The sequence below is a fragment of the Fulvivirga marina genome (genome assembly GCF_016775155.1).
Classification (GTDB): domain Bacteria; phylum Bacteroidota; class Bacteroidia; order Cytophagales; family Cyclobacteriaceae; genus Fulvivirga; species Fulvivirga marina.
The window spans coordinates 167,876-193,301 of the sequence record NZ_JAEUGD010000031.1; the positions used below are offsets into that span (position 1 = coordinate 167,876).

At 41.6% G+C, this 25,426-nt stretch carries 21 protein-coding genes; 12 read left to right on the forward strand and 9 right to left on the reverse strand.

The annotated features are described in order from the left end of the window. Positions 1-12: 12 nt before the first annotated feature. Complete coding sequence (locus JMN32_RS09710; RefSeq protein WP_202856121.1) at positions 13-444, forward strand: bactofilin family protein; 432 nt, start codon at positions 13-15, stop codon at positions 442-444. Positions 445-520: 76 nt separating this feature from the next. Here the strand turns inward: JMN32_RS09710 and JMN32_RS09715 are convergent, their stop codons facing one another. Continuing rightward, on the reverse strand, positions 521-991 hold the full coding sequence (locus tag JMN32_RS09715; protein WP_202856122.1) for a T9SS type A sorting domain-containing protein: 471 nt from the start codon (positions 989-991) through the stop codon (positions 521-523). A gap of 397 nt (positions 992-1,388) precedes the next feature. Between JMN32_RS09715 and JMN32_RS09720 the strand changes: the two genes are divergently transcribed. Both JMN32_RS09720 and JMN32_RS09725 read left to right on the forward strand, forming a co-directional pair. Continuing rightward, positions 1,389-1,610: a hypothetical protein gene (locus JMN32_RS09720; RefSeq protein ID WP_202856123.1), complete on the forward strand. Its 222-nt coding sequence runs from the start codon at positions 1,389-1,391 to the stop codon at positions 1,608-1,610. A gap of 10 nt (positions 1,611-1,620) precedes the next feature. Further along, positions 1,621-2,289 (forward strand): hypothetical protein, encoded by a 669-nt coding sequence (locus JMN32_RS09725; RefSeq protein WP_202856124.1) that lies wholly within the window; start codon positions 1,621-1,623, stop codon positions 2,287-2,289. Between the two features lie 245 nt (positions 2,290-2,534). On the opposite strand, the gene JMN32_RS09730 is transcribed toward JMN32_RS09725, so the two are convergent. The 8 genes from JMN32_RS09730 to JMN32_RS09765 all read right to left on the reverse strand — a co-directional run bounded on the left by JMN32_RS09730 (position 2,535) and on the right by JMN32_RS09765 (position 16,542). Next, positions 2,535-2,897, reverse strand: coding sequence for an outer membrane beta-barrel protein (locus JMN32_RS09730; RefSeq protein WP_202856125.1), 363 nt, complete (start codon positions 2,895-2,897; stop codon positions 2,535-2,537). Between the two features lie 164 nt (positions 2,898-3,061). Beyond that, the gene (locus JMN32_RS09735; RefSeq protein WP_202856126.1) at positions 3,062-4,843 is read right to left on the reverse strand and encodes a sodium:solute symporter family protein; all 1,782 of its coding nucleotides are present in this window, start codon (positions 4,841-4,843) and stop codon (positions 3,062-3,064) included. Between the two features lie 12 nt (positions 4,844-4,855). Beyond that, a complete protein-coding gene (locus tag JMN32_RS09740) occupies positions 4,856-5,965 on the reverse strand; it encodes an acyltransferase family protein (RefSeq protein WP_202856127.1) in 1,110 nt (369 codons plus the stop codon). Next, positions 5,952-8,639, reverse strand: a complete 2,688-nt coding sequence (locus JMN32_RS09745) for a family 20 glycosylhydrolase (RefSeq protein ID WP_238354426.1) — start codon at positions 8,637-8,639, stop codon at positions 5,952-5,954. Before JMN32_RS09745 ends, JMN32_RS09740 begins: the two co-directional genes overlap by 14 nt. Before the next feature lie 45 nt (positions 8,640-8,684). Continuing rightward, complete coding sequence (gene nagB / locus JMN32_RS09750) at positions 8,685-10,637, reverse strand: glucosamine-6-phosphate deaminase (protein ID WP_202856129.1); 1,953 nt, start codon at positions 10,635-10,637, stop codon at positions 8,685-8,687. A gap of 14 nt (positions 10,638-10,651) precedes the next feature. After that, positions 10,652-11,626 carry an ROK family protein gene (locus JMN32_RS09755; protein WP_202856130.1) on the reverse strand — a complete coding sequence of 325 codons (975 nt, stop codon included), beginning with the start codon at positions 11,624-11,626 and terminating at the stop codon, positions 10,652-10,654. 167 nt (positions 11,627-11,793) lie between these two features. Then, positions 11,794-13,329 (reverse strand): SusD/RagB family nutrient-binding outer membrane lipoprotein, encoded by a 1,536-nt coding sequence (locus JMN32_RS09760; RefSeq protein ID WP_202856131.1) that lies wholly within the window; start codon positions 13,327-13,329, stop codon positions 11,794-11,796. Between the two features lie 33 nt (positions 13,330-13,362). After that, positions 13,363-16,542: a SusC/RagA family TonB-linked outer membrane protein gene (locus tag JMN32_RS09765; protein WP_202856132.1), complete on the reverse strand. Its 3,180-nt coding sequence runs from the start codon at positions 16,540-16,542 to the stop codon at positions 13,363-13,365. A 181-nt stretch (positions 16,543-16,723) separates the two neighbouring features. Here JMN32_RS09765 and JMN32_RS09770 point away from each other — a divergent pair, with 181 nt between their 5' ends. The 9 genes from JMN32_RS09770 (at position 16,724) to JMN32_RS09810 (ending at position 25,242) form a co-directional block, all read left to right on the forward strand. Continuing rightward, positions 16,724-17,863, forward strand: a complete 1,140-nt coding sequence (locus tag JMN32_RS09770) for a sensor histidine kinase (RefSeq protein ID WP_202856133.1) — start codon at positions 16,724-16,726, stop codon at positions 17,861-17,863. After that, positions 17,853-18,569 (forward strand): LytR/AlgR family response regulator transcription factor, encoded by a 717-nt coding sequence (locus JMN32_RS09775; RefSeq protein WP_202856134.1) that lies wholly within the window; start codon positions 17,853-17,855, stop codon positions 18,567-18,569. Before JMN32_RS09770 ends, JMN32_RS09775 begins: the two co-directional genes overlap by 11 nt. A gap of 122 nt (positions 18,570-18,691) precedes the next feature. Then, the gene (locus JMN32_RS09780; protein ID WP_202856135.1) at positions 18,692-20,242 is read left to right on the forward strand and encodes a hypothetical protein; all 1,551 of its coding nucleotides are present in this window, start codon (positions 18,692-18,694) and stop codon (positions 20,240-20,242) included. 185 nt (positions 20,243-20,427) lie between these two features. Then, complete coding sequence (locus JMN32_RS09785) at positions 20,428-20,805, forward strand: tellurite resistance TerB family protein (RefSeq protein ID WP_202856136.1); 378 nt, start codon at positions 20,428-20,430, stop codon at positions 20,803-20,805. Positions 20,806-20,873: 68 nt separating this feature from the next. Beyond that, complete coding sequence (locus JMN32_RS09790) at positions 20,874-21,701, forward strand: alpha/beta hydrolase (protein WP_202856137.1); 828 nt, start codon at positions 20,874-20,876, stop codon at positions 21,699-21,701. Continuing rightward, positions 21,698-22,279 carry a DJ-1/PfpI family protein gene (locus JMN32_RS09795; protein WP_202856138.1) on the forward strand — a complete coding sequence of 194 codons (582 nt, stop codon included), beginning with the start codon at positions 21,698-21,700 and terminating at the stop codon, positions 22,277-22,279. The genes JMN32_RS09790 and JMN32_RS09795 overlap by 4 nt, the downstream gene beginning before the upstream one ends. A gap of 20 nt (positions 22,280-22,299) precedes the next feature. Beyond that, a complete protein-coding gene (locus tag JMN32_RS09800; RefSeq protein WP_238354412.1) occupies positions 22,300-22,812 on the forward strand; it encodes a GNAT family N-acetyltransferase in 513 nt (170 codons plus the stop codon). Between the two features lie 98 nt (positions 22,813-22,910). Continuing rightward, positions 22,911-23,495, forward strand: a complete 585-nt coding sequence (locus JMN32_RS09805) for a hypothetical protein (RefSeq protein ID WP_202856140.1) — start codon at positions 22,911-22,913, stop codon at positions 23,493-23,495. 151 nt (positions 23,496-23,646) lie between these two features. After that, a complete protein-coding gene (locus tag JMN32_RS09810; protein ID WP_202856141.1) occupies positions 23,647-25,242 on the forward strand; it encodes a class I SAM-dependent methyltransferase in 1,596 nt (531 codons plus the stop codon). Positions 25,243-25,426: the final 184 nt, after the last annotated feature.

Below are 25,426 nucleotides of genomic sequence, written 5' to 3' on the forward strand. Positions count from 1 at the left end.
AAAAGCATGGCTATGTTTAAGAATCATAAAGATAATAAAGTGTCTCAGGACCTTATCAACTCCAATAATATCATTGGTAAGGGGAGCACTTTTAATGGAAATATAGATACTTATGGCAATCTTAGAGTAGAAGGAAGAATTATTGGTAATATTCGCTCCAAATCAAAAATCGCCGTAGGTCAATCAGCTGTCATAGATGGTAATATTCTGGCCCAGGTTGCAGAACTCGAAGGCGAAGTTAAAGGGTCCGTTGAAGTAACGGATGTCCTTATTTTAAAACCCACTTGCAGTATCTCTGGTGATATAATTGCTAACAAGCTAGTAGTAGAAGCGGGGGCAAAATTTGATGGAAAATGTAAAATGGGGACTGCCAAAAGCAAGGTTGATTTTGAATCCAAACCGGATGATAAGAAGTCTCCATTAAAAGCTGCAAGAAACGGCTAATCAAAATTTAAAATAATCACACATTAGCAATGAGGCTGCCAAAAAAGCAGCCTCATTTTTATTTGTAACCTATAACCTATTTCACTATCATTCTTCTCAGCACCTTCTGATTTTTAGTATTTACCTCATACAGATAGATCCCTGGCTTCAAATCAGCTATATTCACCTGCAGGGCATAAATCCCAGCCCCTTGTTGGCTTTTACCCATAATATCCTTTACCAAATTACCCTGAAGATCTGTAATCGAAATGTTAACTTGAGATTGTTCGGCCAGTACATAATGAATTGTAGTCTGGCTACCCGCAGGGTTTGGATAATTCCCTATTAACAAAACAGGCTGCTTTTTAACTGAATTTGAAAATGTCTGTTCCGGGGCACTCTCTCCATATAAATTAGTTACAGTCATTGGTAATGAAGTCTGGTTTAACCGCGCATCTCCACTGTTCACATACCAGCTTTCGCCATTTTTCTGTCCGGCAGGAAGCGTTTTAACATCACCTACGTAGTACCAATCAGCCTGAGCTTTGCTATTGTTCAAAGTAAGCACAAAATAACCATGTTACTTGAGACCGGTATTTTTAATATGAGGGTTAAACAAGCCTACAAGCCATGTCAGGAAGCCTTCTGAAATTCCGGTAAATTAGCCATCAACTCTTTTGCAAGCCTGTGTTTTGTTTAAATGAAGGAATTATGAACAAAAAACAGGTAATCTGATGGTCAACAAGTTCTGGATTCACAAAGCTTATTCCACATTTTTATGACACAATAATCCTCAGCTACTAGGATGAAGTAAGAAAAGAACTTATTTTTAAGTCATCTGGGATAAGTCACAGCTGGATTTTATTTTAAACAAAGCGTACCAGAAACTATTATTAAATATTTATGAGTCGTGCGCAACCGTTTTATATAAAATTTTGTTTATTTTGTAGTATAAATCTTTTTGTATGAAAATTGTCGAGCCGTTATCCTTAACAATTGCAAAAACTCTGGCTGATTTGCTGGAGGATAGTATTTCAAGTATAAGCCTTGATGTATTGGCCTATAAACTTAATGCTACATCGGGAGATGTAAGAAAAGTGATCGAAAGCTTTTCTCAAAAAGGGCTGGTCCGATTAGTAGATAATCAAATCTATCTTACCGAAGAAGGGCAGTCTAAAGTGGCATAGTCTCCTTCCCATGATATTCGAAAACCCTTATCTACCTTACCTATTTACCTTTATTGCCGCCTACCCCATCTCAATGCTTGAGTATGGGCACCGGAAATTTAGAAAGAATTACCTATTACTTTTTAAAATTTCTTTTCCATTCCATTTATACGGTATAGCACATGGCCTGTTAGCAACATTCATTTATTGGGTATTATTCAAAAAGAATCTACTCCCTGGGGGAGAAGTAGCGGCCATACTTAACCCATTGACTATCGGATTAGGAATAAAAGGTATTACCAACCTCAATTTTTACAATATTGTATCCTCTAAGGGAAAAGAACCATCAGATGATAAAGTACAGATCATCCCTGTAGGCCCTAAACTGGTTATGGACTCCATTGAAAAGTATTGTGAAACATTGATCGAAGATAATCATGACCATTACCTGGATGCCTATATCCATAAATCAATTGAAGCATTAAGGCAGATTCCGCCGGCAACTATAAGTCAGGAAATTCAAAAGTATTTACCTCATAGCCTACCCAAGATTGTAAGGGAAACCTTCATGGAAGAAGTGAAGCAGAACATTGGGGACAACAATGGTGATCTTTATTTTGCTATGAGGCTTTTCGCTAATCAATATGGCCTTAACCGGTATAAAAAATTTGTGACTCACATCACCCGAAAAAGGCAATGAGGAGCGGGCAGAAATTGGCGATCCGATCAATTAACCATTACCTCTGGTAACAAAGGTTTTTCTACTCCAGCCCCCCATTTAAGTCTTAATGCTATTGAGTTTCGTTGCTTTTACAAGCTCCTTCTCATTGAAGAAGGATAAAGGTGGGGTAGCTCTCTATAAGCCTGTATCCAAGCCTGGCGCATGTTAAAGCCCACATAAACCTAGGCTACAGAGTTTTTAGCATCGCCTACCAGATAATCAAGCTATGGCCCGATGTGAATATCCATATCATCACCTAATTTAAATGTGGCCAATACGGATATATCCGGATAACCAAGATTAAGCTTATTCTCACCTTGAAATCCAAGTACATTGTATTCTGCTTTAACTCCTTTGGTAGAGTAATTTAATTCGGGTTGAATGGCAAACCCGAGAGCAACCATCAATAGGGTATAAATAGCGATATGGAATCCCGTCCTCACATTCTCATCTTCCACATCATCTATATGGAAGTTACTTAAGTTCAAACCTCCTTTTATACCTCCTCGCGGTGTCTGAGCCATTACTGGTGATAGGTGGGCTAAAAGTAGTGTCGTTGAAAGTACTGCCATTCTAAATGGGTTCATAGTCATTATACTTTTTGATTATGGAAATCAAATGAAACAACTATGCCATATACTCAAAATCTGCACTATTCGCCAATTTCAGCAGATTTTAGGCATATTTAACTACTTTCATTCAGAAAAAAATGTGTAATGGATTTCCCACCCTGTAGACCTTATCTACAATATCAACCTGAAAGCTTTCGCCACATGGCTACCAGCCATGCTCCTCCTCCGATACTGATTAGGCTTAGCACTATGGCCGGCATGGTATTTTGATATATCCAATAACCGGAAGCAAACAGTGCACAAAAAACGGTGATACTGCCAATGAACACACTTAATACCTGTAAGCTCAGGTTGTTTTTGACCTCAGGGATATCAATATTATCATTCTTGGCATTTCTCACTACCGACTCCCACCCCGGGCCAGCAGGCTTTACTTTCAGATAAAACTCCCTCAGCTTCTCCTTACTGGTAGGTCTGGTAAGCATGGTTGCGACAAACCAAATACCGGTGGTAATGGTAATCCCTAACAACAGTCGGTAATGGTTAGGTATAGGATCGAACCCAAGGCCTTCATGCACAAATTCAAAATACACTGCTATAAAAAAGGATGCTACCATACCTGCTAACTCCGTGTAGGCATTAATTCTCCACCAAAACCAACGTAAAATGAATATGAGGCCTGTACCTGCACCGATTGTCAATAGAATACGGAACGCCTGAATGGCATTTTCAAGGTAGAGTGCCATAATCGCAGCAAAGACCATCAGTAATACCGTGGAAAGCCTGCCCAGATTTACCATTTCTTTATCAGAAGCTTCCGGGTTCACAAATCGCCTGTAAACATCATTAACTACATATGAAGATCCCCAGTTTAGGTGCGTTGAAATAGTTGACATAAATGCGGCTATCAACGAAGCTATTACCACTCCCAACAGACCATGTGGCAGATAAGTAAGCATGGCCGGATAGGCAAGGTCATGCTGAACTATGCTGGGATCAAGATGTGGAAAAGCTGCCTGAATGGACTCAAGCGTAGGAAAAACAACGATGGAAGCCAGAGCAATAATTATCCAGGGCCATGGCCTCAAAGCATAGTGGGCTATGTTAAAAAACAATGTGGCCCCGACGGCATGCTGCTCATTTTTGGCAGACAGCATCCTTTGTGCAATGTACCCGCCTCCTCCGGGCTCTGCACCAGGGTACCATACGCTCCACCATTGTACCGCCAGCGGTATGATGAACAAGGGGATCAGGGTTTCTGTATCATTAAAGTCAGGTAGAATATTCAATTTCGGGATCACCGCCTCATGCGAAAGCATATTGGTCATGCCACCAACTTCAGGAAGGTTTACAATAACATACGAGGCCCAAATGGAGCCGATCATAGCAATAATAAACTGCACAAAATCAGTGATCAAAACACCTTTTAGCCCTCCCAAAGAGCTATAAATAACCGTAACAACTGAGGCTATAAGCAGAGTTTGTATAGGAGAAAGACTGAGCAAAACCCCTCCTATTTTAATCGCTGCCAGACAGACCGTTGCCATAATCATAATATTAAAAAACACTCCCAGATAAATGGCCCGGAACCCTCGAAGAAAAGCTGCTGCACGACCGCTGTACCTGAGTTCATAAAACTCGAGGTCAGTAAGTACTTCTGACCTTCTCCATAATTTGGAATAAACGAAGACCGTAAGCATACCGGTCAGCAAAAAGGCCCACCATTCCCAGTTACCTGACACACCATTCTGACGTACGATATCGGTTACGAGGTTGGGTGTATCTGCTGAAAATGTGGTGGCCACCATGGAAACACCCAACAACCACCAAGGCATATTCCGGCCTGATAAAAAGAATTCGGATACACTGGAACCTGCCTGCCGGGCAACGACAATTCCTATTACCAACGAGATTACAAAAAATGCAATTACGGAGATCCAGTCAATGGTTTCTAAAATCATGAATAGGGGGTGTTAAACTTTGATAATAATATTTCTTTTGTATAAAACCCATGTAGGGATAAACATCACGAGTGTAAAGAGCATTGCATAAATAAAGGAGGGCAAATAGGGGTCTGTAATAAAAGATGATAACCCTCCAAAAAGCCACTCTTGTACACTTAGATTTTCTGATAATTTTAAGGCCACAATCAGACTGGCCATAAGCATAGATAGCATGTATACGAATAAGGCATTCATCCCAAAGGCCTTAAACGGGGTCCAGTATTTGCTACGAAGCATCTTAACATCAAGAAGCCAATAGAGGAATGCCAGAAAGTGCATGGCTATCCCGCCTGTATAGAGTACATAGGAGCTAGTCCATAAACTCTTATTGATTGGAAAGAAAAGGCTCCAGAAAAGAGCTACCACAATCAAGATATTAGCCGCGACAAACAATTTGATCAATTTGTCTTGCGGAGTTAAATCCTTATTACTGATCCACTGACCGGCAACCATCCCTAGCATTCCAGTCACGATAGCTGGCAAAGTACTGAGTACACCTTCCGGGTCCCATGTTTTAGTCACCGTCCACATATGTCCCTGCAATAACATTGAGTCTATCCATGCGGCAAGATTTGCTCCTCGCTCAAGACTTCCCGTATCCACACCCGGTACAGGTATGATCAGGAACATCAACCAATAAATGAGTAAAATTATACTGCCTATAGCGATCTGGGTTTTACGATTAGTTTTTAGGAAAACAACAGCACAAACCAAAAACACAATGGCTATTCTCTGAAGCACACCAGGAATCCTTAGTTCGTACAAATCAAAATATGGAAATGCATTTAAGAAGAGGCCTATTAAAAAAAGGGTGACACTCCTCTTGATAATATGCTGTATTACTTTCTTATGGTTTTCTTTCTGATTGGCCACACGGCCAAGCGAAAGGCAAATGGCAACGCCCACTATGAACAGGAAAAACGGAAACACCAGATCAGTAAGTGTGCAGCCATGCCAGCTCGCGTGTAAGAGTGGCGGATAAACCGTAGACCATGATCCTGGGTTGTTGACCACGATCATGGCTGCTATGGTTATTCCACGAAACACGTCTAAAGAAAGTAATCTGTTACTCTTGCTCAAGTGATGTCCGCTCCTTAAAATTTTTATCTACAAGTACCAATTTTGCAAAACCTGCGGGCATATGAAAAACCGAGAGATTCATATAATCAAAATAGCGATATTGATGATATACATCGTCTCTGTCATTCACGCAAAGGTCAAGGCCCATCACCAATTCGTCTTTTGGCGACTTCCCGATCTCTTTCCAGCTAATAGCTACTTCCACCTGGTACCCCTGATCTTTATCCGAAGGGTCATTCACAGTACCTGACACCTTCACCGCGGTTTTTGCATTGCCATTCCAACTGTTGTTGTATTCGCCATTCTTCAAACTTCCGCGATCATCAATAATAGCATTCATCACGTTAACATGGTATGCCAGATCATCATCTTTCCAATCTTTGGTCTGATCAAAATCCGTATCAAGCAAAAACTCGATACCATCATCCATATGAAGACCTTCTTTATCTCGTGAATTGGCAAGTGCCTGTAAATTAGAATTCTCAACCTTGAAGGCAAAATACAGGTTCTTTTTATCCCACTTTATCGCAAACTGGCATGTATCACTCCAGTTCAGGTGTTTTGATGGAACGAAGTAATTCCAGGTAACATCTTTCCAGTCAGACAGTTCCCCATCAACTGTAACGTTATCCTCAACCCGATAGGCTGCAAGCACTCCTGAACTCCTTTTGACCAACTGCTTGATGGAACCAACTACCTGTAAGTCGGTTCTTCCACCCTGCTCACGGCTTTGCTCCAATTTAGCCATTGCACTGTTATAGTTATTCAGCTGGCTCATTACATCACCTTCGTTCAACTTACCGTCTAAAGCATCAAGTCCAATTTTCGCTATGGCTGATAGGTTAGCAGACAAGTCATTTACCGACCAAAGCACCGGAGATCTAGCAATTACAGGAGTTAATTTCTCATGGTTCTCCTTCCATAGCTGAAGCCATTTCCTGATTTCTTCTTCGGTTTCGCTTTTACCATTAAGATAATCCACCACCAGTCTTCCAAACACTCTGGCATCTGGTGCATCAGCAATGGCAGCATCCGCAAAAAGAACAAATGGAGAATAAGTCTTGTACATAGCACCTCCCGGGTTTCTTCTGTAACCCTTTAATGGTTCCACCACATTTGACAGTACCTTCAATGCCGTTACATCCTGCTGCATGGCAAGGTTGCGTAGTATTACATCGCGGTTCCTGATATGTGTAAGTTCATGTTCTTCAAGCAATAAGCTTATTTCTCCCATTCTTTCATACATGCTATCCACATCCCTCACTTCTGCAGGAGACCATAAGCGCTCAGCAATAGCAGCCGTTCTGGGCCAAATCCTGGAATCTACAGTGGTAGGTGTCACCAATTCACTCCACATAGTAGCCTCACCTCCGAGTATATTTTTCTTCTGCTCATCTGTAAGCCTGGAGTTTGCGGGTATAGGATCATTCAGATAGTGCTTGTAGGCAGGTTTCATCAGATCGATATAGTACCCGTTAGACAAAATGGTTTTATAACCGAGGCTGGCGGCTTCAGCCAAACCCTCCTGACCTCTCCACGAATGTATAATTGCATTTTTTGGCAGATCCGGCTGTAAAATTTCGTCCCAGCCTACCATTTTCTTATTCTGCTTATCCAGCACCTTTAATAATCGCTTATTGAAATAGTTCTGAAGTTCATGATTATCCTTTATTCCATTTTTCTTCATAAACTTCTGGATATCCTGATTATGATCCCAGTGATGTCCTTCATTCTCGTCTCCACCGATATGGAAATAGCTATCAGGGAACAATGCTGCCATCTCCGTGAAAAGATTTCCCAACACCTCATAGGTCTTTTCATTGGTTGGGTCCAGAGTCGGATCAAATATTCCTGAGTTTCTCTCTATAGAGTAAGGCCCTGGAGCACTTGCCAGCTCTGGAAAAGCAACCAGCCAGCTTGAAGCATGACCAGGAACATCGAATTCAGGATAAACTCTTATACCACGTTCATTGGCATAACGAATGATCTCTTTGATGTCCTGTTGGGTAAAATATTTTCCATCAGAAGCTTTTTCATGAAGTTGCGGGTAGACTTTACTTTCCACTCTAAAGCCCTGATCATCCACAAGGTGCAGATGAAGCACATTCATTTTGACAGCAGCCATTCCATCCAGGTTGCGTTTAACAACATCTATGGGGTGAAAATGTCGAGACACATCCATCATCAGACCTCTCCATGGAAACCGAGGCTGATCTTTAATCTCAACCGCTGGAAAATAATAGCCTTCCTCATCTGCCTTTAACAGTTGAAGAAGGGTCTCCATCCCCCTCAGGGCACCTATATCAGTGATTGCGGATAATACAACCTGATTCTCATTAATGGATAATTGATAAGATTCATCTTCACCAAACCGGATTTCTCCCGGACGTTGCGTTTTGATTACCAAACCTGCATCTGCTTTAGGTGCAGGAGTAACAAATTCCTGAGTAAAGAAAAAGCCTGTCTTCTTATCCAGCCTTCGCAACATCCGTGTCGCCTGTGCAAATAACCTCTCATGGGCTTTACCCTCATGAGTTATGGAAAAATCCTTATTTAATCTGAATTTCCCCTCCTTTACCTCCACACTGGCCGGATAAGGCATGAGTGTCAGATCGTCGTGGGTGACGCTATCTGTGCCCGAGAAACCTAACCCAGAACCCAGACACAGTAACATCACGATTAAACTCCGTTTTATATTCATCAATAGTTCAGTCTACAATTAAAATTTATATCTCTTAAAGCCTTCTATTGCCTCATATTCCGGCAGACCCAGTTTGTCGTACAACATGGCCGTAGCATGGTTTCTATCTTCTGCACGCATCCAGAACTCCCGGGGGTCAGAGCCAGGGAAAAGGGCCGTATCTTTTTGAGACTGATGTTTGAATATGGCCTTTCTTTTTCTGGTAAGCTCATCTGGGCTAATAGGTACTGCCATTTCAATGTCATTGGTATCCCACTCTTGCCATGCTCCTCTGTAGAGCCATACCCAGCAATCATTCATCCACTCCTCTTCTTTTAGCCTTTCTATGGCTTCGAAGATCGCTGCGAGACATACCCTGTGCGTACCATGAGGGTCGGAAAGATCTCCTGCTGCATACACCTGGTGAGGTTTTATTTCTCTCATCAGATTCATTATGATGGCAATATCCTCTTCTCCTAAAGGTTTCTTTTTAACCAAACCGGTTTCATAGAAAGGCATATCCAGGAAATGAGCCTTGTCATCACTTAACCCTACATAGCGGCAGCCTGCCTTGGCTTCACCTCTTCTGATGAGTCCTTTAATGGCTTGCACCATCTTGCTGTCCACATCTCCGGGCTTTTTGTTTTTAATGGTCTCTACAATGTCTTGGTACGTTGCTTTACCATCCTGATTGCTGATATCATATTCCGCATTAAAGTCACGGAAGAAGTCTGCAAAGCGAATTACGTCTTCATCAAAAACCGCAATATTTCCGGAAGTCTGGTAAGCTACATGCACATCATGTCCCTGATCTACCAGGCGTATGAATGTACCTCCCATAGAGATCACATCATCATCCGGGTGGGGACTGAATATCAGCACTCGTTTTTTCTCAGGATTAGCCCTTTCCGGCCTGTGGGTATCATCAGCGTTTGGCTTACCTCCCGGCCAGCCGGTAATGGTATGCTGAAGTTCATTAAAGATCTGAATGTTGATATTGTAAGCAGGACCATGTTCTGCAACAAGATCACTCATACCATGGTCATTATAATCACGATCGGTAAGTTTCAGGATTGGTTTTTCCAGTTTAAGACTCAACCAGATTACAGCTTTCTTTGCCAGATAGTTATCCCACTTGCAGGTTTTTACCAACCATGGGGTTTTCTCACGTACCAGCTCAGCAGCTGAACCGTCATCAAGTACCATGGTAGTATTGGGGTGGCTCTGCAAATAGGTAGCAGGTACACTATCTGTAACTTCACCTTCTACGGTGCGGCCAATGATCTTGGCTTTACCTTCGCCCCACGCCATGAGTATGATGCGCTTTGCCTTCATAATGGTACCTACCCCCATTGTAATAGCTCTTCTCGGCACATTTTCTTCACCGAAGAAATCGCTGGCGGCATCCAGGCGGGTAATGTGGTCAAGGGTGATCAGCCTGGTTTTGGAATTGATATGCGAACCCGGCTCGTTAAAACCTATGTGCCCTGTTCTACCGATACCAAGGATCTGCAAATCTATTCCCCCCAGGTCTTTGATCATCTGCTCATATTGCTGACAGAAAGACTCCACCAATTCATAAGGGAGTGTTCCGTCAGGTATGTGTATATTTTCTTTATCAATGTCTATATGGTCAAATAAGTACTCATTCATGAACCTGACATAGCTCTGTAATGCATCCGGCTCCATAGGGAAGTACTCATCCAGGTTAAATGTTATTACATTCTTAAAACTCAACCCCTCTTCTTGATGTAGCCTTACCAGCTCATTGTACACTGAAGTAGGTGAAGATCCTGTAGCAAGACCAAGGACACAATGCTCTCCTGCTGCTTGCTTTTTCCTGATCAAATCAGCTATCTCATTAGCTATTGCCAGAGAAGCCTGCGTAGAGTTATCAAAAATCTCGGTATGTATTTTTTCAAACTTCGTTTTTTCCGTTAAGCCGGCAGGCTGATGTGCCAGGCTCCTATGTTCTTCCAGTGTTTTTGCCATTTCTTCTAGTTTTATTAATTTACAATTACCATCTGATTTTCAAGGTGTTCCCACACCAATGCTCCTCCACCCAATACGGCCATTTCATCGTCTTTCAAGGCCGAAGGAAGAAGTACTATCGGATCAGGATATGTGCTATACAAATATTTTTTGATGCTTTCGAGTGTTGGTTCGAGCAGCAGCGGGCCTGCATTGGCCACTCCGCCTGCAAGAAAAATTGCTTCAGGATTGAACATAGCCACCATATCGGCCAGTTTATACCCAAGAATATCACCGGTAAACTCCAGCACCAGCAAAGCCATTTTGTCTCCACGAAGAGCTTCCTGTCCTATTACGGTCGGGCTTAACTGACCTGCAGGAATGGACCTTAGAGAAGAATCTTCTTCATATTTGGAGAGTAATTTCATGGCGGTACGGACTATACCCTTAGCTGAAACGTAGGCTTCCAGGCAGCCCTTTTTACCACATTGGCATTCGCGCCCACCTACTTTTGCAGAAGTATGCCCCAGTTCGCCTGCTACATCGTTTTGACCATGTACAAGCGCCCCTGACATATAAATACCACAACCCAATCCTGTACCTATGGTTACCGAAAGGAAATTGTTCATATGCCTGGCAGCTCCAAATTCCTTTTCACCAACAGCAGCGAGATTGGCATCGTTGGTAACAATAACCGGTACGTTAAAATAATTTTGCAAATAGCCCCGAAGGTCTACCGGACTGTTCCAAAGCAGATTCACTGCTCCTTCTACAACTCCCGTAAAGAAGTTTGCCTTTGGAGCACCAATACCAATGCCCAAAATCTCACCTTCCTGCCCAAGATCAGCCACCAGCTGATCAATGTGGTTACTAAGAGCCACAAGGAAAGCCGTTTCATCCGGGAAATCGCGGGTTGTGAATCGCGATTTGCTCAGTATCTGCCCATCGCGGGTTACTGCTCCCAGTTTAGTGCTTGTGCCGCCTACATCTATGCCTACTGCTATGGCCATTTGACTTTGTTTTTCTATTAGTTTTTTGTTTTGCTTCCATTGTCAAAAGGCAAGAGTTGCCCACCCCTGCCTATTTACAGGGTTACACTGAGTGGCTGAATAGAATCCGTAGATATCTATTCAGCTTAACTCAATGCGACAAGGAATATCTTTGATTTACTGTTTTATCAGTCTACATCCCACCACACACTTGTTGTCATCAAATCGGGCTTACCCCCATTTGCTGCGGCCACATTATCCGCATTTAATGTCAACTCAGAGGTAGGGTATACCAGTCTTGAAGGTACTTTGCCATCTGTCAGGTTAGACAGATATTGAGCACCTACCTGGTCAGGTATCAAGTTCGTTCTTCTGGCCAGCGCCCAGGCTTCATAACCGTTATTCAACAGGGACAACCAACGCTGTCTCCATACTTTCTCAAGGTTTTCAGCGGTCGTTCCTGCCAATACAGCTTCAGGCTCATTAGCTATAAAGTCGTCAGCATCACCTCCATCAACTCCGGCATAACTCATATGAGCTTTTATACCTGATTGGTACAAGTTTTCTGCATCTCCGGCAAAGCCTAACAGTGCAGCCTCAGCCTGAAGGAAATATGATTCTGATGCAGTAATGATGTAAGCAGGTACAGGATCATTCTTCTTTTCTCCTCTTAATAACCCTGTTGGTTTAGATACATAACCATATTTTGGAGGTGCCACCAGGTTAGGCTCAAGACCCGCGTATGTACCAGGTACACTATCCGCTTCCATGGCAATTTTTTCAAGTCTTGGGTCATTGTTGTCTTGTAGGAGTCCTACAACTTTATCACTAAGCGCCCAACGAGCTTGATTATATTCAAATGAATGCCACACATCTTCCTGGCCGCCCATCAACTCATTAGGGTCACTAAGGAAAAGCCCGTCCTGAGCTCTGTAAAATACTGCTTCGTTACCGGCATCAATCAAAGGGTTGGCTAAAGCATCAGTGATTACACCATTAATAAATGAACCATCACCGGCTGCTTCAAAAGCACCTCTTGAGCGCAGGGCCATTCTTAATCTTAAGGTATTGGCAAAAGCTATCCAGTTAGCAGGAGTACTTTGGTATAGGAAATCACCAGTTGAAAATGATAACTCCGAAGCACCTTCCAACACATCAATTTGAGCGCTGAGGTCTTCTATGATTGCTTTGTAAATATCCTTTTGACTATCATAAGTAGGCTTATAAGCCACTTCTGACCGAGGTTTGATCACATCTGTATAAGGTATATCACCATACATATCTGTCATTTTCTGATAAAACCACCCCGAGATGATCTTTACCACGGCCACTTCCTCCTTATCCTCTTCAGGATCAAGCAATTCACGAAGGGCATTTAAGTGTCCTGCCACTTTAATGTTAGACGACTCCCATACGTTATCAGTCCACCCCTGATTGTTGGTGTAGGCTGTACCTGGGAACCAGGCCATATCGGCAAAGTTGTAAACATAGTGGTGCGCAAACTGAGAAGAATAGATGATGTTACCTCTCCAGGTAATGAACCTAGGCTCACCGAAAGCATAGATCTGAACGGTTGCCATCACACGTCTTGGTGATGCTGTGTTCGGGTCAATTCCATTAGGATTCGAATTGATCTCCTCAAAGTTTCTGTCACATGAAGTGATCAGGAAAAGTGAGAAGAAGAATACTGCTCCTTTTATTATATTGATATTTAATCTTTTCATAGCTTTAATATTTTTTTATAAAAGGTTCCTCTCTTAGAATTCCACTGTTAATTGAAATCCATGACTTCTCGTTGGAGGAAGACCATAACTATCTATCCCTTGCAGGTTGCCACTGCTAAAGCTTGATTCAGGATCGATATTATCTGTTTTCTTATGAAGTATTGCCAGGTTTCTGGCCACATAACCTACCTTAACTCTATTGATAAATGTGTCATTAAACATGCTTGATGGCAAAGTATAGCTCAATGATAGTTGTCTCAGTTTTACGTAGTCAGCATCATAAACCCAAGCTTCGGAAATACCACCTAGTCTGCCCCAGTAAACGTTAGGATCTACACCTCTTGCCGCAACAGTAGGGTCAAGGGTTCCTCCTTCATTACCATCAGCATCAACTACTGTAGCTCCGGCGGGCACCATTATACCATTACCTCCAGAGTAGTACGCTCTACCATTAAGTGTTTCCTCGAGCACACCCATGCTGTGCATATCGTTTTCAGTCAGAGAATAAAGCTGACCTCCTGAACGGATATCGATAAGGAAACCAAGGCTGAATGATTTGTAGCTAAAGGTATTATTTATACCTGCTAAGAAATCAGGGTTAGAGTTACCTATTACACCCACTTCACCGATTACTGGCAATCCATCTTGTCCGTAAACAATGTTACCATTGTCATCACGGGTATAAGTAGACCCTACCAGGTCTCCATAAGGACGACCCGTGCTGGCAAATACCTGGATACGGTTGTTAAAATCACCACCCAAACGCAGGTCTTCCAAATCATACTCTGGTGCCAGGCTTAGCACTTCAGACGTGTTTTTAGAGTAAGAAAGTCTGATATCCCAAGTGAAATCTCCTTTCTTTACAGGTTGTGCTGTTAAACCAAGTTCAACTCCTTTGTTCTGAATTTCTCCACTATTAACTACTACAGTCTCGCTTCCCGTGGTTTTAGAGATACCCACATTGAAGATCTGATCTTTAGATTTTGAGTTGTAATAAGTCAGGTCAAGCTTGATCCTATTGTTAAGGAAACCCAGTTCAGTACCGAATTCTACTGAAGTAGTTTGCTCTGGCTTCAGGTTCGGGTTTTTCAAAGAAATACCGTACTGACTTCCTTCATATGGAGTAGAGCTACTCTCATTTCCATAGTAAAGGAATACTTCTCCATTATAAGTATCCTGAGAAATGATGTATGCATTGTACAAGTTGTAAGGTGTAGTACCATTACCTACTTGTGCCCACCCAGCTCTCAACTTGGCAAAAGACAGTACGCCCCCGTCAAGGTTGAGCATATCACTAAGTATGGCTGTGGCTGTAACAGATGGGTAAAAGAATGAGTTATTATCGGCAGGAAGCGTTGAAGACCAATCATTACGGCCAGTAGCTTCGATAAATACTACATCCTTGAACCCAAACTGAAGTGAACCAAAAACAGAGTTTACCTTTTCGTCGCTTTTCAGGGTACTCCCTACTTTATTTTCAAAGTTGTTGATGGAGTTCAAACCCGGAGCTACCTGATCGTTGGCAATTATAAATGTGCGGTCGCCAAAAATTCTGTTCTGGCTCACACCTATGTTTGCTCCTAAAGAGAATTGCTCGCTAAGGTCTTTGCTAATATTTAAGATCGCATCATAAGTACGTCTGGTTTGCTTTGAGTTTTGAACCGTCATAGTTCCATCATAAGCCTGTGGATTTGCTCCAATAGGACTGATGTCCTCAACATCGAATACGGAGTAGTCCTGAGAAGCTCTTACCTGGAAGTTCATCCAGTCCGTAAGATCGTATTTCAATGTGATCAACCCGAGGTAGTGGTCACGTGAATCCTTATTCAACTCTCTGTCGGCAAGGTAGAATGGGTTAATACCGTAGCCCCAGTTGTTAGACTCATATGCACCAGGTAAGCCTGAGATCGGCGACGCAGAATATTGCTCAGCAATATCAGCACTGATACTTCTTGGCTTTAACAGGAACCCTTGCATAGGGTTAAATCTTGACTCACCAAATTCTAAACGGTTGGTAGCATCAGTCTTGGTGTAAGTAACTTTAGTGTCTACATAAAACTTATCAGTGATGTTTGACCCTAACCTCAGATTAAATGAGTTTCTTTTAAAATCAGAACCAGGGTTGATCCCTTTGTTATCCAGATTGGTATAACCTAATCTGAAAGTAGCTCTGTCATTTCCTCCGTTAACTGATATTGAGTTAGTGGCGGTAACACCGGTACGGAAGAAGTTATCAAAGTCATCGCCGGCAGCTGCATAAGGAACAGTACCCTGACCATCAAACCTCGCTACCTGAAGAGAAGGATTTATTGCAGGTCCCCAGCTTCCTACAGCATCAATATCATGAACTGCTTTTTGCTGAGCACCATCGTAGCGTCCCTGACCGTATTCGTTTTGAAAATCAGGATTGATCAAAGGACTTTCAAAAGTCAGGTTGGAGTTAAGCGTTACGCCTATCCCTTTTCTATTGATACCTTTCTTAGTTGTGATCAAAATCACACCATTAGCACCTCTGGAACCGTATAATGCCGCAGCGTTTGGTCCTCTAAGTACTGAAATGGATTCGATGTCTTCCGGATTGATATCCTGAATAGGAGAGCCGTAATCTTTGTTTCCTGAAAAGTCAGCTCCTTCACCTTCACCACTATTAAGTACAGGCACACCATCTACCACAAACAGGGCCTGGTTATCTCCCAGTAGTGATGAGTTTCCACGGATAACTACCCGCGTAGATGACCCTGGCCCGCCATTGGTTTGAGAGATCTGCAAACCGGGGACTTTTCCTGACAGAGAGTTAACAAAGTTTACTTCTTTGGCCTCGGTTAGCTCTTCGCCTTCAACCTCCGAAACCGCATACCCAAGCGACTTCTGCTCACGCTCAATACCCAGGGCAGTAACCACAACTTCTCCCAGTTGTGTAATGTCTTGTGCTAGTGCAACATCGATCGCAGACCGGTTGCCTACGTTAACTTCCACGGTTTTGTAACCGATGAAAGAAAAGATCAATTCGGAACTTTCTTCCGGGACCTCAAGGCTATACGCCCCGTTGACGTCACTTGTGGTACCAATACTGGTACCTTTCACGATGATGTTCACTCCTGGTAGCGGAGCTTGCTCATTCTCATCGATAATCTTACCGGAGACCTGACGCTGCGCCATTACGTTTAATGTAAGCAGCGGCACCAGTAAGCCAAATAGTAAAAACTTTTTCATAAATATTAGGGGTTGATTCTGAACCTCAATTTGACACCGAATTGACGAAAAATAAAGTTTAAGGCTTTTTATTAGCTGAATGGCAGGAGTTTATAGCTGTTTGGTAAATTTTGATATACGGAGAGAAACATACCCCTAAGCCAGGGGCAGACCATTAAGAATTAATACCAAAAAAATTAGTATGTTTATTTTAGATCATCATAAAAGCACTGAACTGATGGAGGCATTTACAATATCATTGCGCGAAAAGGAAAACACCACCGACATAAAGAAGGCGGTGATCAGGTTAGTGAAAAAACCGTTGGTATATCATCTGGTTTTCTGGATCAGTTACTTCCTTTTTAATACGCTCAGGTGGGGGAGTTACTTTGATGACTACTGGTATTCTCTACATTCCAATCTTGTCGAATTTCCAATCCACATTATATTAGTATACATTAACCTTTATTACCTGCTGCCCCGGTATATCCCCAACAGATTGCCCAAGTATCTGGTGTTACTATTCTTTGCTATACTGGCCATGTCTCTGGTACGTATAGTACTTAACTACCAGTTTGTAACTACAGAAGTATGGCGTGAGTCGGTAATCAAGGAGCAATCCTTATTTGGGTATAATTATATAATTGCTGTTTTTATTGGAGAACTGTATGTGGTGGGACTCACCACCGCCATAAAACTTATTATAGATTGGGTAAGAACTCAAAGACGAGCAAGAGAACTGGAGCGAAGGAACCATGAGACAGAACTGTCATTTCTAAGATCTCAGGTTCAGCCTCATTTCTTTTTCAACACATTAAATAACCTCTATTCTTTGACACTTGACAAATCAGATAAAGCTCCGGAAACGGTATTAAAACTTTCTGACCTGATGAGCTATGTAATCTATAAAGGTAAAAACAATAAGGTCAGCCTGGCAGAAGAGGTTACACACATTCAAAACTACATCGATCTGGAACGGCTAAGGTATGGAGACAACCTGGTTGCCGAAATAAATATATCCGGAAACATCCAGGGCAAATTTATTCCTCCACTTATACTTATGCCTTTCGTAGAAAATAGCTTTAAGCATGGCGCTCTTTATAAAAATGGAGCCATGCCTATAAGTATTAGTCTGAACATCAATAGTAATGTGCTTTATTTTAAAGTGAAAAATTCCAAAGGAAGTAAATCGCGCCATGAGCAGAGTAGTAATTCCGGCATAGGCATTCAAAACACCCTGCGAAGATTGGAATTGTTGTATGATAAAAACTTCAATCTTGATATCATTGAGGACGAACACTCTTATCAAATAGCGCTTAAAATAACACTCGATGAAAATTAATTGCCTCATAGTGGATGATGAACCCTTGGGTATCAATGTGATAAAGAGGCACCTAAAAGGGTTTGATGATTTCGAAATTGTTGCCTGCTGTAGCGATGCCATGGAGGCTTTCCAGGTATTGAAGGGCAACAACAAGATACACCTGATGTTTCTTGACATCAATATGCCGGAACTAAGTGGTATTGACTTCATCAAGAGCCTTGACTCCAAGCCGCTGGTGGTAATCACAACCGCTTACCGCGAGTACGCCGTGGAGAGTTTTGAGCTAGACGTATTTGACTATTTGGTCAAACCCATAGCTCTCTCCCGCTTTGTAAAAAGCATAGATAAAGTCACTGAATATTATCGCGCCTTCAACTCGGCAAAAGGGAAAACAAAAGAAGAAAATGATTATATCTTTCTGAAAGTAGATAAGAAGATAGTAAAAGTGTTCTTCTCAGAAATACTCTACATCGAAAGTCTCAAAGATTATGTTAGAGTAGTTACCCAATATGAAAATTTTATTACTCACCACAATTTAAGAAGTATTACCAAAGCCCTTCCTGCAAATAAATTTATCCGTATCCATCGCTCATATACTGTTGCTACAGACAAAATCAGAGCTCTGGAAGGCAATATTGTAGAGGTGCTGGACAAAAAACTACCCATAGGTAGAAATTACCAAAAAAAGATCAAGAAGAAGATACTGGATGAAGGAAATTACTAACCGCTCATATGATTCATTCACCTATCACTTCTACAGGTAATCTAAAACTTATATATTAGAGCTCCCCTAAGAAACGATTCATTTCTAAATTTGTAGTTATCAGAAGGAAACGATCCTAATTAATGAGAAATATTTTTATTCTGCTTGTGCTTGGATGCTTTCAGTTGGCTCATGGGCAAACAACTCCATATTTTGTATTTCCAGACAATTTTGCCTGGAATGTAATTGAGGAGGGGGACACATTGGAGTTTGATCTTAAAATACACCCGGGTAATTCAAAAGACTACCTCTATTCCATCTATGGTGACCGCGGTTTGTCCTTACGTTTTGATTCGCTCGGCAGCTTCTTCTGGTCTCCGTCTTATGACTTAGTAGACAGGGTCCGTGAAAAAGAAGAGTTCAGTGTGATCTTTGAGGCTGTATCAAAGGACGGTAAAAAAATAAGGAAGGAAGTACCCTTCACTGTGCTTCATAAAAACAGGCCCCCTGTGGTTGATGAGCTTCCGGTTTTCTATGTAAAACAATATTCAGCCAATGAATTTAACCTCAATCAGCTCAACCAAATCAGAGATCTTGATGAAGATCCTATAGTTTTTAAACCTATTTTATCTGCTATGCCGGAAGGTGCCGACCTTACCGAGCTTGGCATCTTTACCTGGAAACCATCAAGAAACCAGTTCAGAGCTTTGAGGCGTGAACCACTAAAGGTTTCATTCATTGTACAAGACCAGCCAGAGAAATCAGAGGTTACAGGCACTTTGGTAATAGCACCTACGCAGCTAGACCTTCCTCCTGAAATTACAATGGTACCCAATGACACACTCCTCACTATAGATGAAGACGAGGTGCTAAATCTGAATTTTTATGTATCTGACCCCAACGGAGATGATAATATCAAAGATGTAGGATTTGTTTCTAACGACATGCGGGTATCAAAAACCTCTCTAAAACGAAACACTGCTACACAATGGGAGTTTACCTGGATCCCTGGTTATGACTTTGTAGGTGAAGCTGAAAGCAGCAGCCTCGTAGAGTTGATCTTTTATGTTATCGATGAATCAAACAAAAGGTCTGAAAGGGCTCTGAACGTTAAGATAATGGACACAGAAAACCTGGAGCAAAAAGACCAGAGATTATACAGTAAATACAGAAGTATGTTGGTTCAGACTATGGACCTCATAGACCAACTGGACGAAAACCAGAAAAGGCTAAACAAACAGCTAAGACAAGCTAAAAAGGGAAAAAGAAAAAGGTCTATACTTAATGCCTCTCTAGGTGCCATCACTGGTGTATCACCCGTGTTTATGGAGAATGACAGCAAAGATTATGTCACAGGGGTTGGAGGTACAGCTGTAATGACCCTGGGTACTCTGGAAGCCACCGAAGTACTTGGCCGGTCAAAAGATGATATTATGGAAAAGCTCAAGCTTAATATTGATATTAGAAACCAGTTACAGGCAGAGGGTGACCAGTTTGCAAGACAATACGCACTAAAGTCACAGCGAAGGGATAAAAACTTTTATGTAGACATTGATAAGCTTAAAGCTCAGCTCAACAACAAAAAAATGATTTTGCTAGAGCTTGATGCCGGCTGGGAAAACCCAAATAAGTCCACCGACAAAAATATCCGCAAAAAATTCCCGGATTTTAACAATGAAGGCTTTGAAGAATAGGAAGGGCCAACTCTTTCATCCTCTTCTCTGAGTTTTCACTGAAAATGAGACAGGTATATATTTCAACAAATAGATTGCATGTTTAAACTTTTATTATTTATTAGGGTTACTAAACTATCTTGAACCTAATATAGGTCAGATGTATAATATTATAGTTGGAACCTAATAGAAATTAGATGGGCCTGTTGAGTATATTCGAATCAGACAAAGATGGCAGAAGAAAAAGTCATATTAAGAATTTGATTTCTGTAGCAATGGCAGATGGTCATCTTGCCGATGAGGAATGGGCTCTGCTCTCCAAAATAGCACATCATTTGGGCATGAGCAGTGAAGCCATTCAAAATATCAGAAACAACCCGGAAGAAGTAAAGTTCATTGCTCCTAAAAAGTATGAAGAAAAGCTTCAGCAAGTAACCGACTTGGTTGCGGTAATGATGGTTGACGGCGATATAGACCAGAATGAATTAGAGTTATGTAAAAAATTAGCATTAAAACTTGATCTGCTACCCCGTGTAGTCAGTGATATGATTAATAATGCTTGTTATCAAACGAAAGAGAATTAAGCGCTCAGCTCTATCAGGTATCAGGCCCATTCATTTTTCTAATACAAAGCTTACAGTTATATTGCTTCATGACTGAAGCAATAGAATTTAAAACCAGCGATAACCTTAAGCTCTGGGGACAGGTATGGTTTCCGGAGACAGACGCAAAAGGCATAGTAATCCTTATCCACGGGTTTGGAGAACACATTCAACGATATGATCATGTAGCCAAAGCCTTCAATAAAGCTAATTATGTTTTAGCAGGCATCGATCTCAGAGGCCATGGAAAATCAGAAGGCATAAGAGGGCACACTCCTTCCTACAATCATCTTTTAAATGATCTCAGACAATTTACTGATATAATCAAAGACAAATTTTCCACGCTGCCACTTTTCATTTATGGGCATAGCATGGGGGGTAATGTTACTGCCAATTTTCTACTCAGGGGTAATGAGCAGGATTTTACAGCTGCAATAATTACCTCTCCCTGGCTGAAGCTCAGGTTTGACCCTCCCAAAATAAAGGTAGCCATGGGTAGGTTAGTACGTAAGATCTACCCCAAATACGCTGAACATAACAATCTGAACCCCAACGACCTCTCTAGAGATACCGCTGTTGGTAAGGCTTACGCAGAAGACCCATTGGTAAACAACAAAATAACCACGGAGATGTACTTTTCAATTGTAGAAGCAGGGGACTGGGCTCTTCAAAATGCTACCTCCATTCAGACTCCGGTGTTAACCATGCACGGTACCGATGACCCCATTACATCACCACAAGCTTCCGAAATGTTTGCCAGAAAAATGACTTCAGAGTATAAAGTATGGGAAGGCATGTATCATGAACCTCATAATGAATTAGGAAAAGAAGAGGTTATTGATACAATTGTGCAATGGGTCAAACAACACACGCCATGAAAGTTGGTATTCTCATATTCAATGAGGTGGAGGTCCTGGATTTTGCTGGACCATTTGAGGTCTTCTCTCTAACAGAAACCCTGGACAGAACAAAAATATTCGATGTATCGCTGGTAGGGCAAACATTACAAACTATTAAAGCCCGTAATGGACTTCAGGTAGTACCCAATTACAACTTTGAAAGTCACCCTCCCTATGATATTGTCATAATACCCGGAGGCTATGGAGCTGTGGAAATAGAAATTAATAACGTTGCGGTGATTGAATGGATCACCAAACAGTACAATACAACAAAAATTCTGGCTTCAGTCTGTACCGGGGCTTTTTTGCTGGCTAAGGCCGGTTTATTAAAAGAGCGGAAAGCTACAACACACTGGATGGATCTTTACAGACTTGAAAATGATTTTCAGGATATTGAAGTCATTAGGGGTGCAAAATTTGTAGACCAAGGCAAAATCATAACTTCCGGTGGCATTTCAGCAGGTATCAATATGTCGTTCCACCTTATAAAAAGGCTTTTCGGAGCTGAAATTGCTAAAAACACTGCAAGAAGAATGGAATACAGTATTAACATTTAGATAAAAGAATAAACTATATAATGTCAACACCAGTTATCGAATCAGAAAGGATTTCATTAATGAGTACAACAGAACCTGATCTGGATTTTGTTACTGTACTTGAGTCGCACCCGGATAATAGACACTACATTATGACTTACACCAGAGAGCAACACCTTGGAGTAATAGCTGACAGTAATGAACAGCATTTGATTATAATTGATAAGGGAACTAATGAAAAAGCAGGATTTGTTATACTGGGGGGATTAAATAACCCACACCATTCTCTTGAGCTAAGACGAATAATCGTAGATAAAAAAGGAAAGGGACTAGGTACTGAAACGTTACAATTAATCAAGAAATATTGTTTCGAGATACTACAGATGCATCGGCTTTGGCTCGATGTAGTAGAAGACAATCAAAAGGCAATTTATATTTATGCCTCGGCCGGATTTAAAAGTGAGGGCCTCCTCAGAGAGGCTGCAATTTTTGATCGAGAGTATAAGAGCTTGAAACTTATGTCAATACTCAAAAATGAGTATTTAGCGGAATAAAAATCATTTATTTTTTCCGAAAAGTCAGGTTACATTAGGATAACTTATTGAATCTATTAAGTATCCAAGACTATTAATAAACTTATAACCAATTAGATATGAAATTAAACCATCTCCTAAAAACATATTTATTTACCCCAATAGTCATAACTCTTTTTTCATTTACACTTTCCTTTGCCCAGACTGTTAACAGTAATTGGGAGCAGGATTTGTCAAAGTCCATGGAAGCGTTCAGCAATTGTGAAAGTGCTGGGGGCAGTAGCAGTGAATGTTACAAGTATCTAGGCCAATCTATTAATACCGTATATAAAATCAATGACTTTTACTCTAAAGAAAGTGGTAGGTATATGAGCCCTAATGAAATTGCCGACTTTGTTAGTAACGAGGGAAAATGGGAGCTTCTAGGACATGCATATGATAAGAATGCCCTAAATAAAGCCCAGGATTATGCTAATTCCAAAAAGGCAACAATTGCTGTTTATAAAGGTGAAGATGGTCAGGGTCATGTAGCTTTAATACTTCCAGGTGATCTACAAGCTTCTGGTTCGTGGGGCATCAAGGTCCCTAATTCAGCCTCATTCTTTCTAAGCAACTATAAGAAGTCATATATTGGCAAGGGTCTTTCATACGCTTTCACCAAGGACATGTTAAAAGATGTAGTTGTTTATAGCAGAAAATACTAATAAAGCCTCCGTACCCCGCTTACTCTTTCCCCGCTCCAGGAAAGAGATATGGCGGAAGCTATTTTCATCATATCCCTTAGAAAGCACTCCTAATATTTAAAGTCTATATATTCTATGCTTATATTCGGCGAAAATTTATAAGCTGAATATCATGTACCTTTTCATACCCGGTCGCCACCACATTCTTACAGATTTTCAATTCAAGTACCTGTACCGATTGGTTAACACCAGTCTGCACGCAGTCAAAGATGTAAACGGCAAAACCATTGGAAATAATGAGCCTGTTGAGGCCATTATATTTGCTGTTACTTCTGCCAATCATGCCGGCACAAAGAGAAACCCTATTCCCTTTTACCTCAGGGCTATGATGATCCAGGAGTTTTCCAAAGACCTGCCTGTACCCTGCTATGTCTATGGCGTCGACGATGTTGGTGTACTTGAAAACTTTGCTTCTTATACTTTGAAACAAGTAAGACACCAAAGTGACCAGGCACTCCGTCTTGCTCCTGAAAATACGCTTGTTGTTTGTTCAACCCCAGTGATGAACATGTATGAAGCCATAGGCTACAGGATACTTCCTGCTGAGCTTCAGGACCGGAAGACCCAGAAATTTCATGCGCCCTTACCCTGGGATATTGTAGATCTCATTACCGCCAATGATACCTGGGAGTCTGACGATGAAATTATTGATAAGCTTCACATATCCAGCTATAAGATTTGGAAAAACTACAGGCTAGGCCAAAAAGTTCAGACGATCCTCAATGATCCGATCATTGGAGATGATGGAGACATCACCGAGTCGAGAGATTATGGCAGCTATGTACGCCAGATGGATGAAATAGCAGAAATTAAGTACAAAGACACCGCGGCGTACATCCAGCCTGGCAAAATTGGAGATATAGGTTGTGCCGTAGGTTCATGGCTAAAGCAGGCCAGTGAAGACACTAAACTGCGTGAGTCTGACTTCTATGGTATAGAAGTCGCCCGCCAACTGTTTGACATCTGCAACCAGAGAAAACACAATGGCGAGTTTGGCAATCCCAATGTGTTCTTTGCCCAAAAGAATGCCGTAACCTCATTGGTCTTTGAGGATAACTCCATGAACACGATCCATACTTCGTCTTTGACTCATGAGATTGAATCATATGGTAGCCGGGCCGACCTGTTGAGTTTTATTCAAAACAGGTATAACGAGCTTGAAATGGGTGGCGTATGGATCAACCGCGATGTAATAGGCCCCGAGGATGGTGATGCCATGATTTATATGCAACTCAACCAAACCGACGGTCGCAACGAGGATTTTGAAAAGGAGTTTGATAGCACGGCTGACCTCTGTAATTACCTAAATGAGCTCTCTACCTTTGCCCGCTTTAAGCGGTTCACCAAGGATTTCAGAAAACAAGAAAACGACCAGATTCAGTATGATATCAAAACCATAAACGGTGAAGAATACATCTACCTTAAGCTCAAAGATGCTGCCGAGTACATGCTCACCAAAGACTACACGGACAACTGGCAAAGCGAAATGCACGAACGTTTCTGCTTCTGGAGCATCAGCGACTGGAAACAAAACCTGGATGAAGCAGGCTTTAGAATTGAAGATAGCTCCAATGCCTACACCAATCCATGGATAGCTCAAAATAGATTTGAAGGTAAAGTAAGGTTATTTGCTCTGGAAGATGATATACTGAAAGAACTGCCTCATCCGCCGACCAATGCTTTGATTGTGGCGAGGAAGGTTGGGTAGAGTCGATTCTATCCCTGTAAGATGGGAAGAGTGTGTGTGGTTCGGAATCAACTTGTCATGTACTTCTTTACTTTTTGTACTATATTCAATAATTGAACGGACGCTCAAGATCATAAAGGGTCCGTAGCGGATGTGCTACCGGGGTGGGATCATATTTATTTGTCATCCATATTGAAAATTGCTC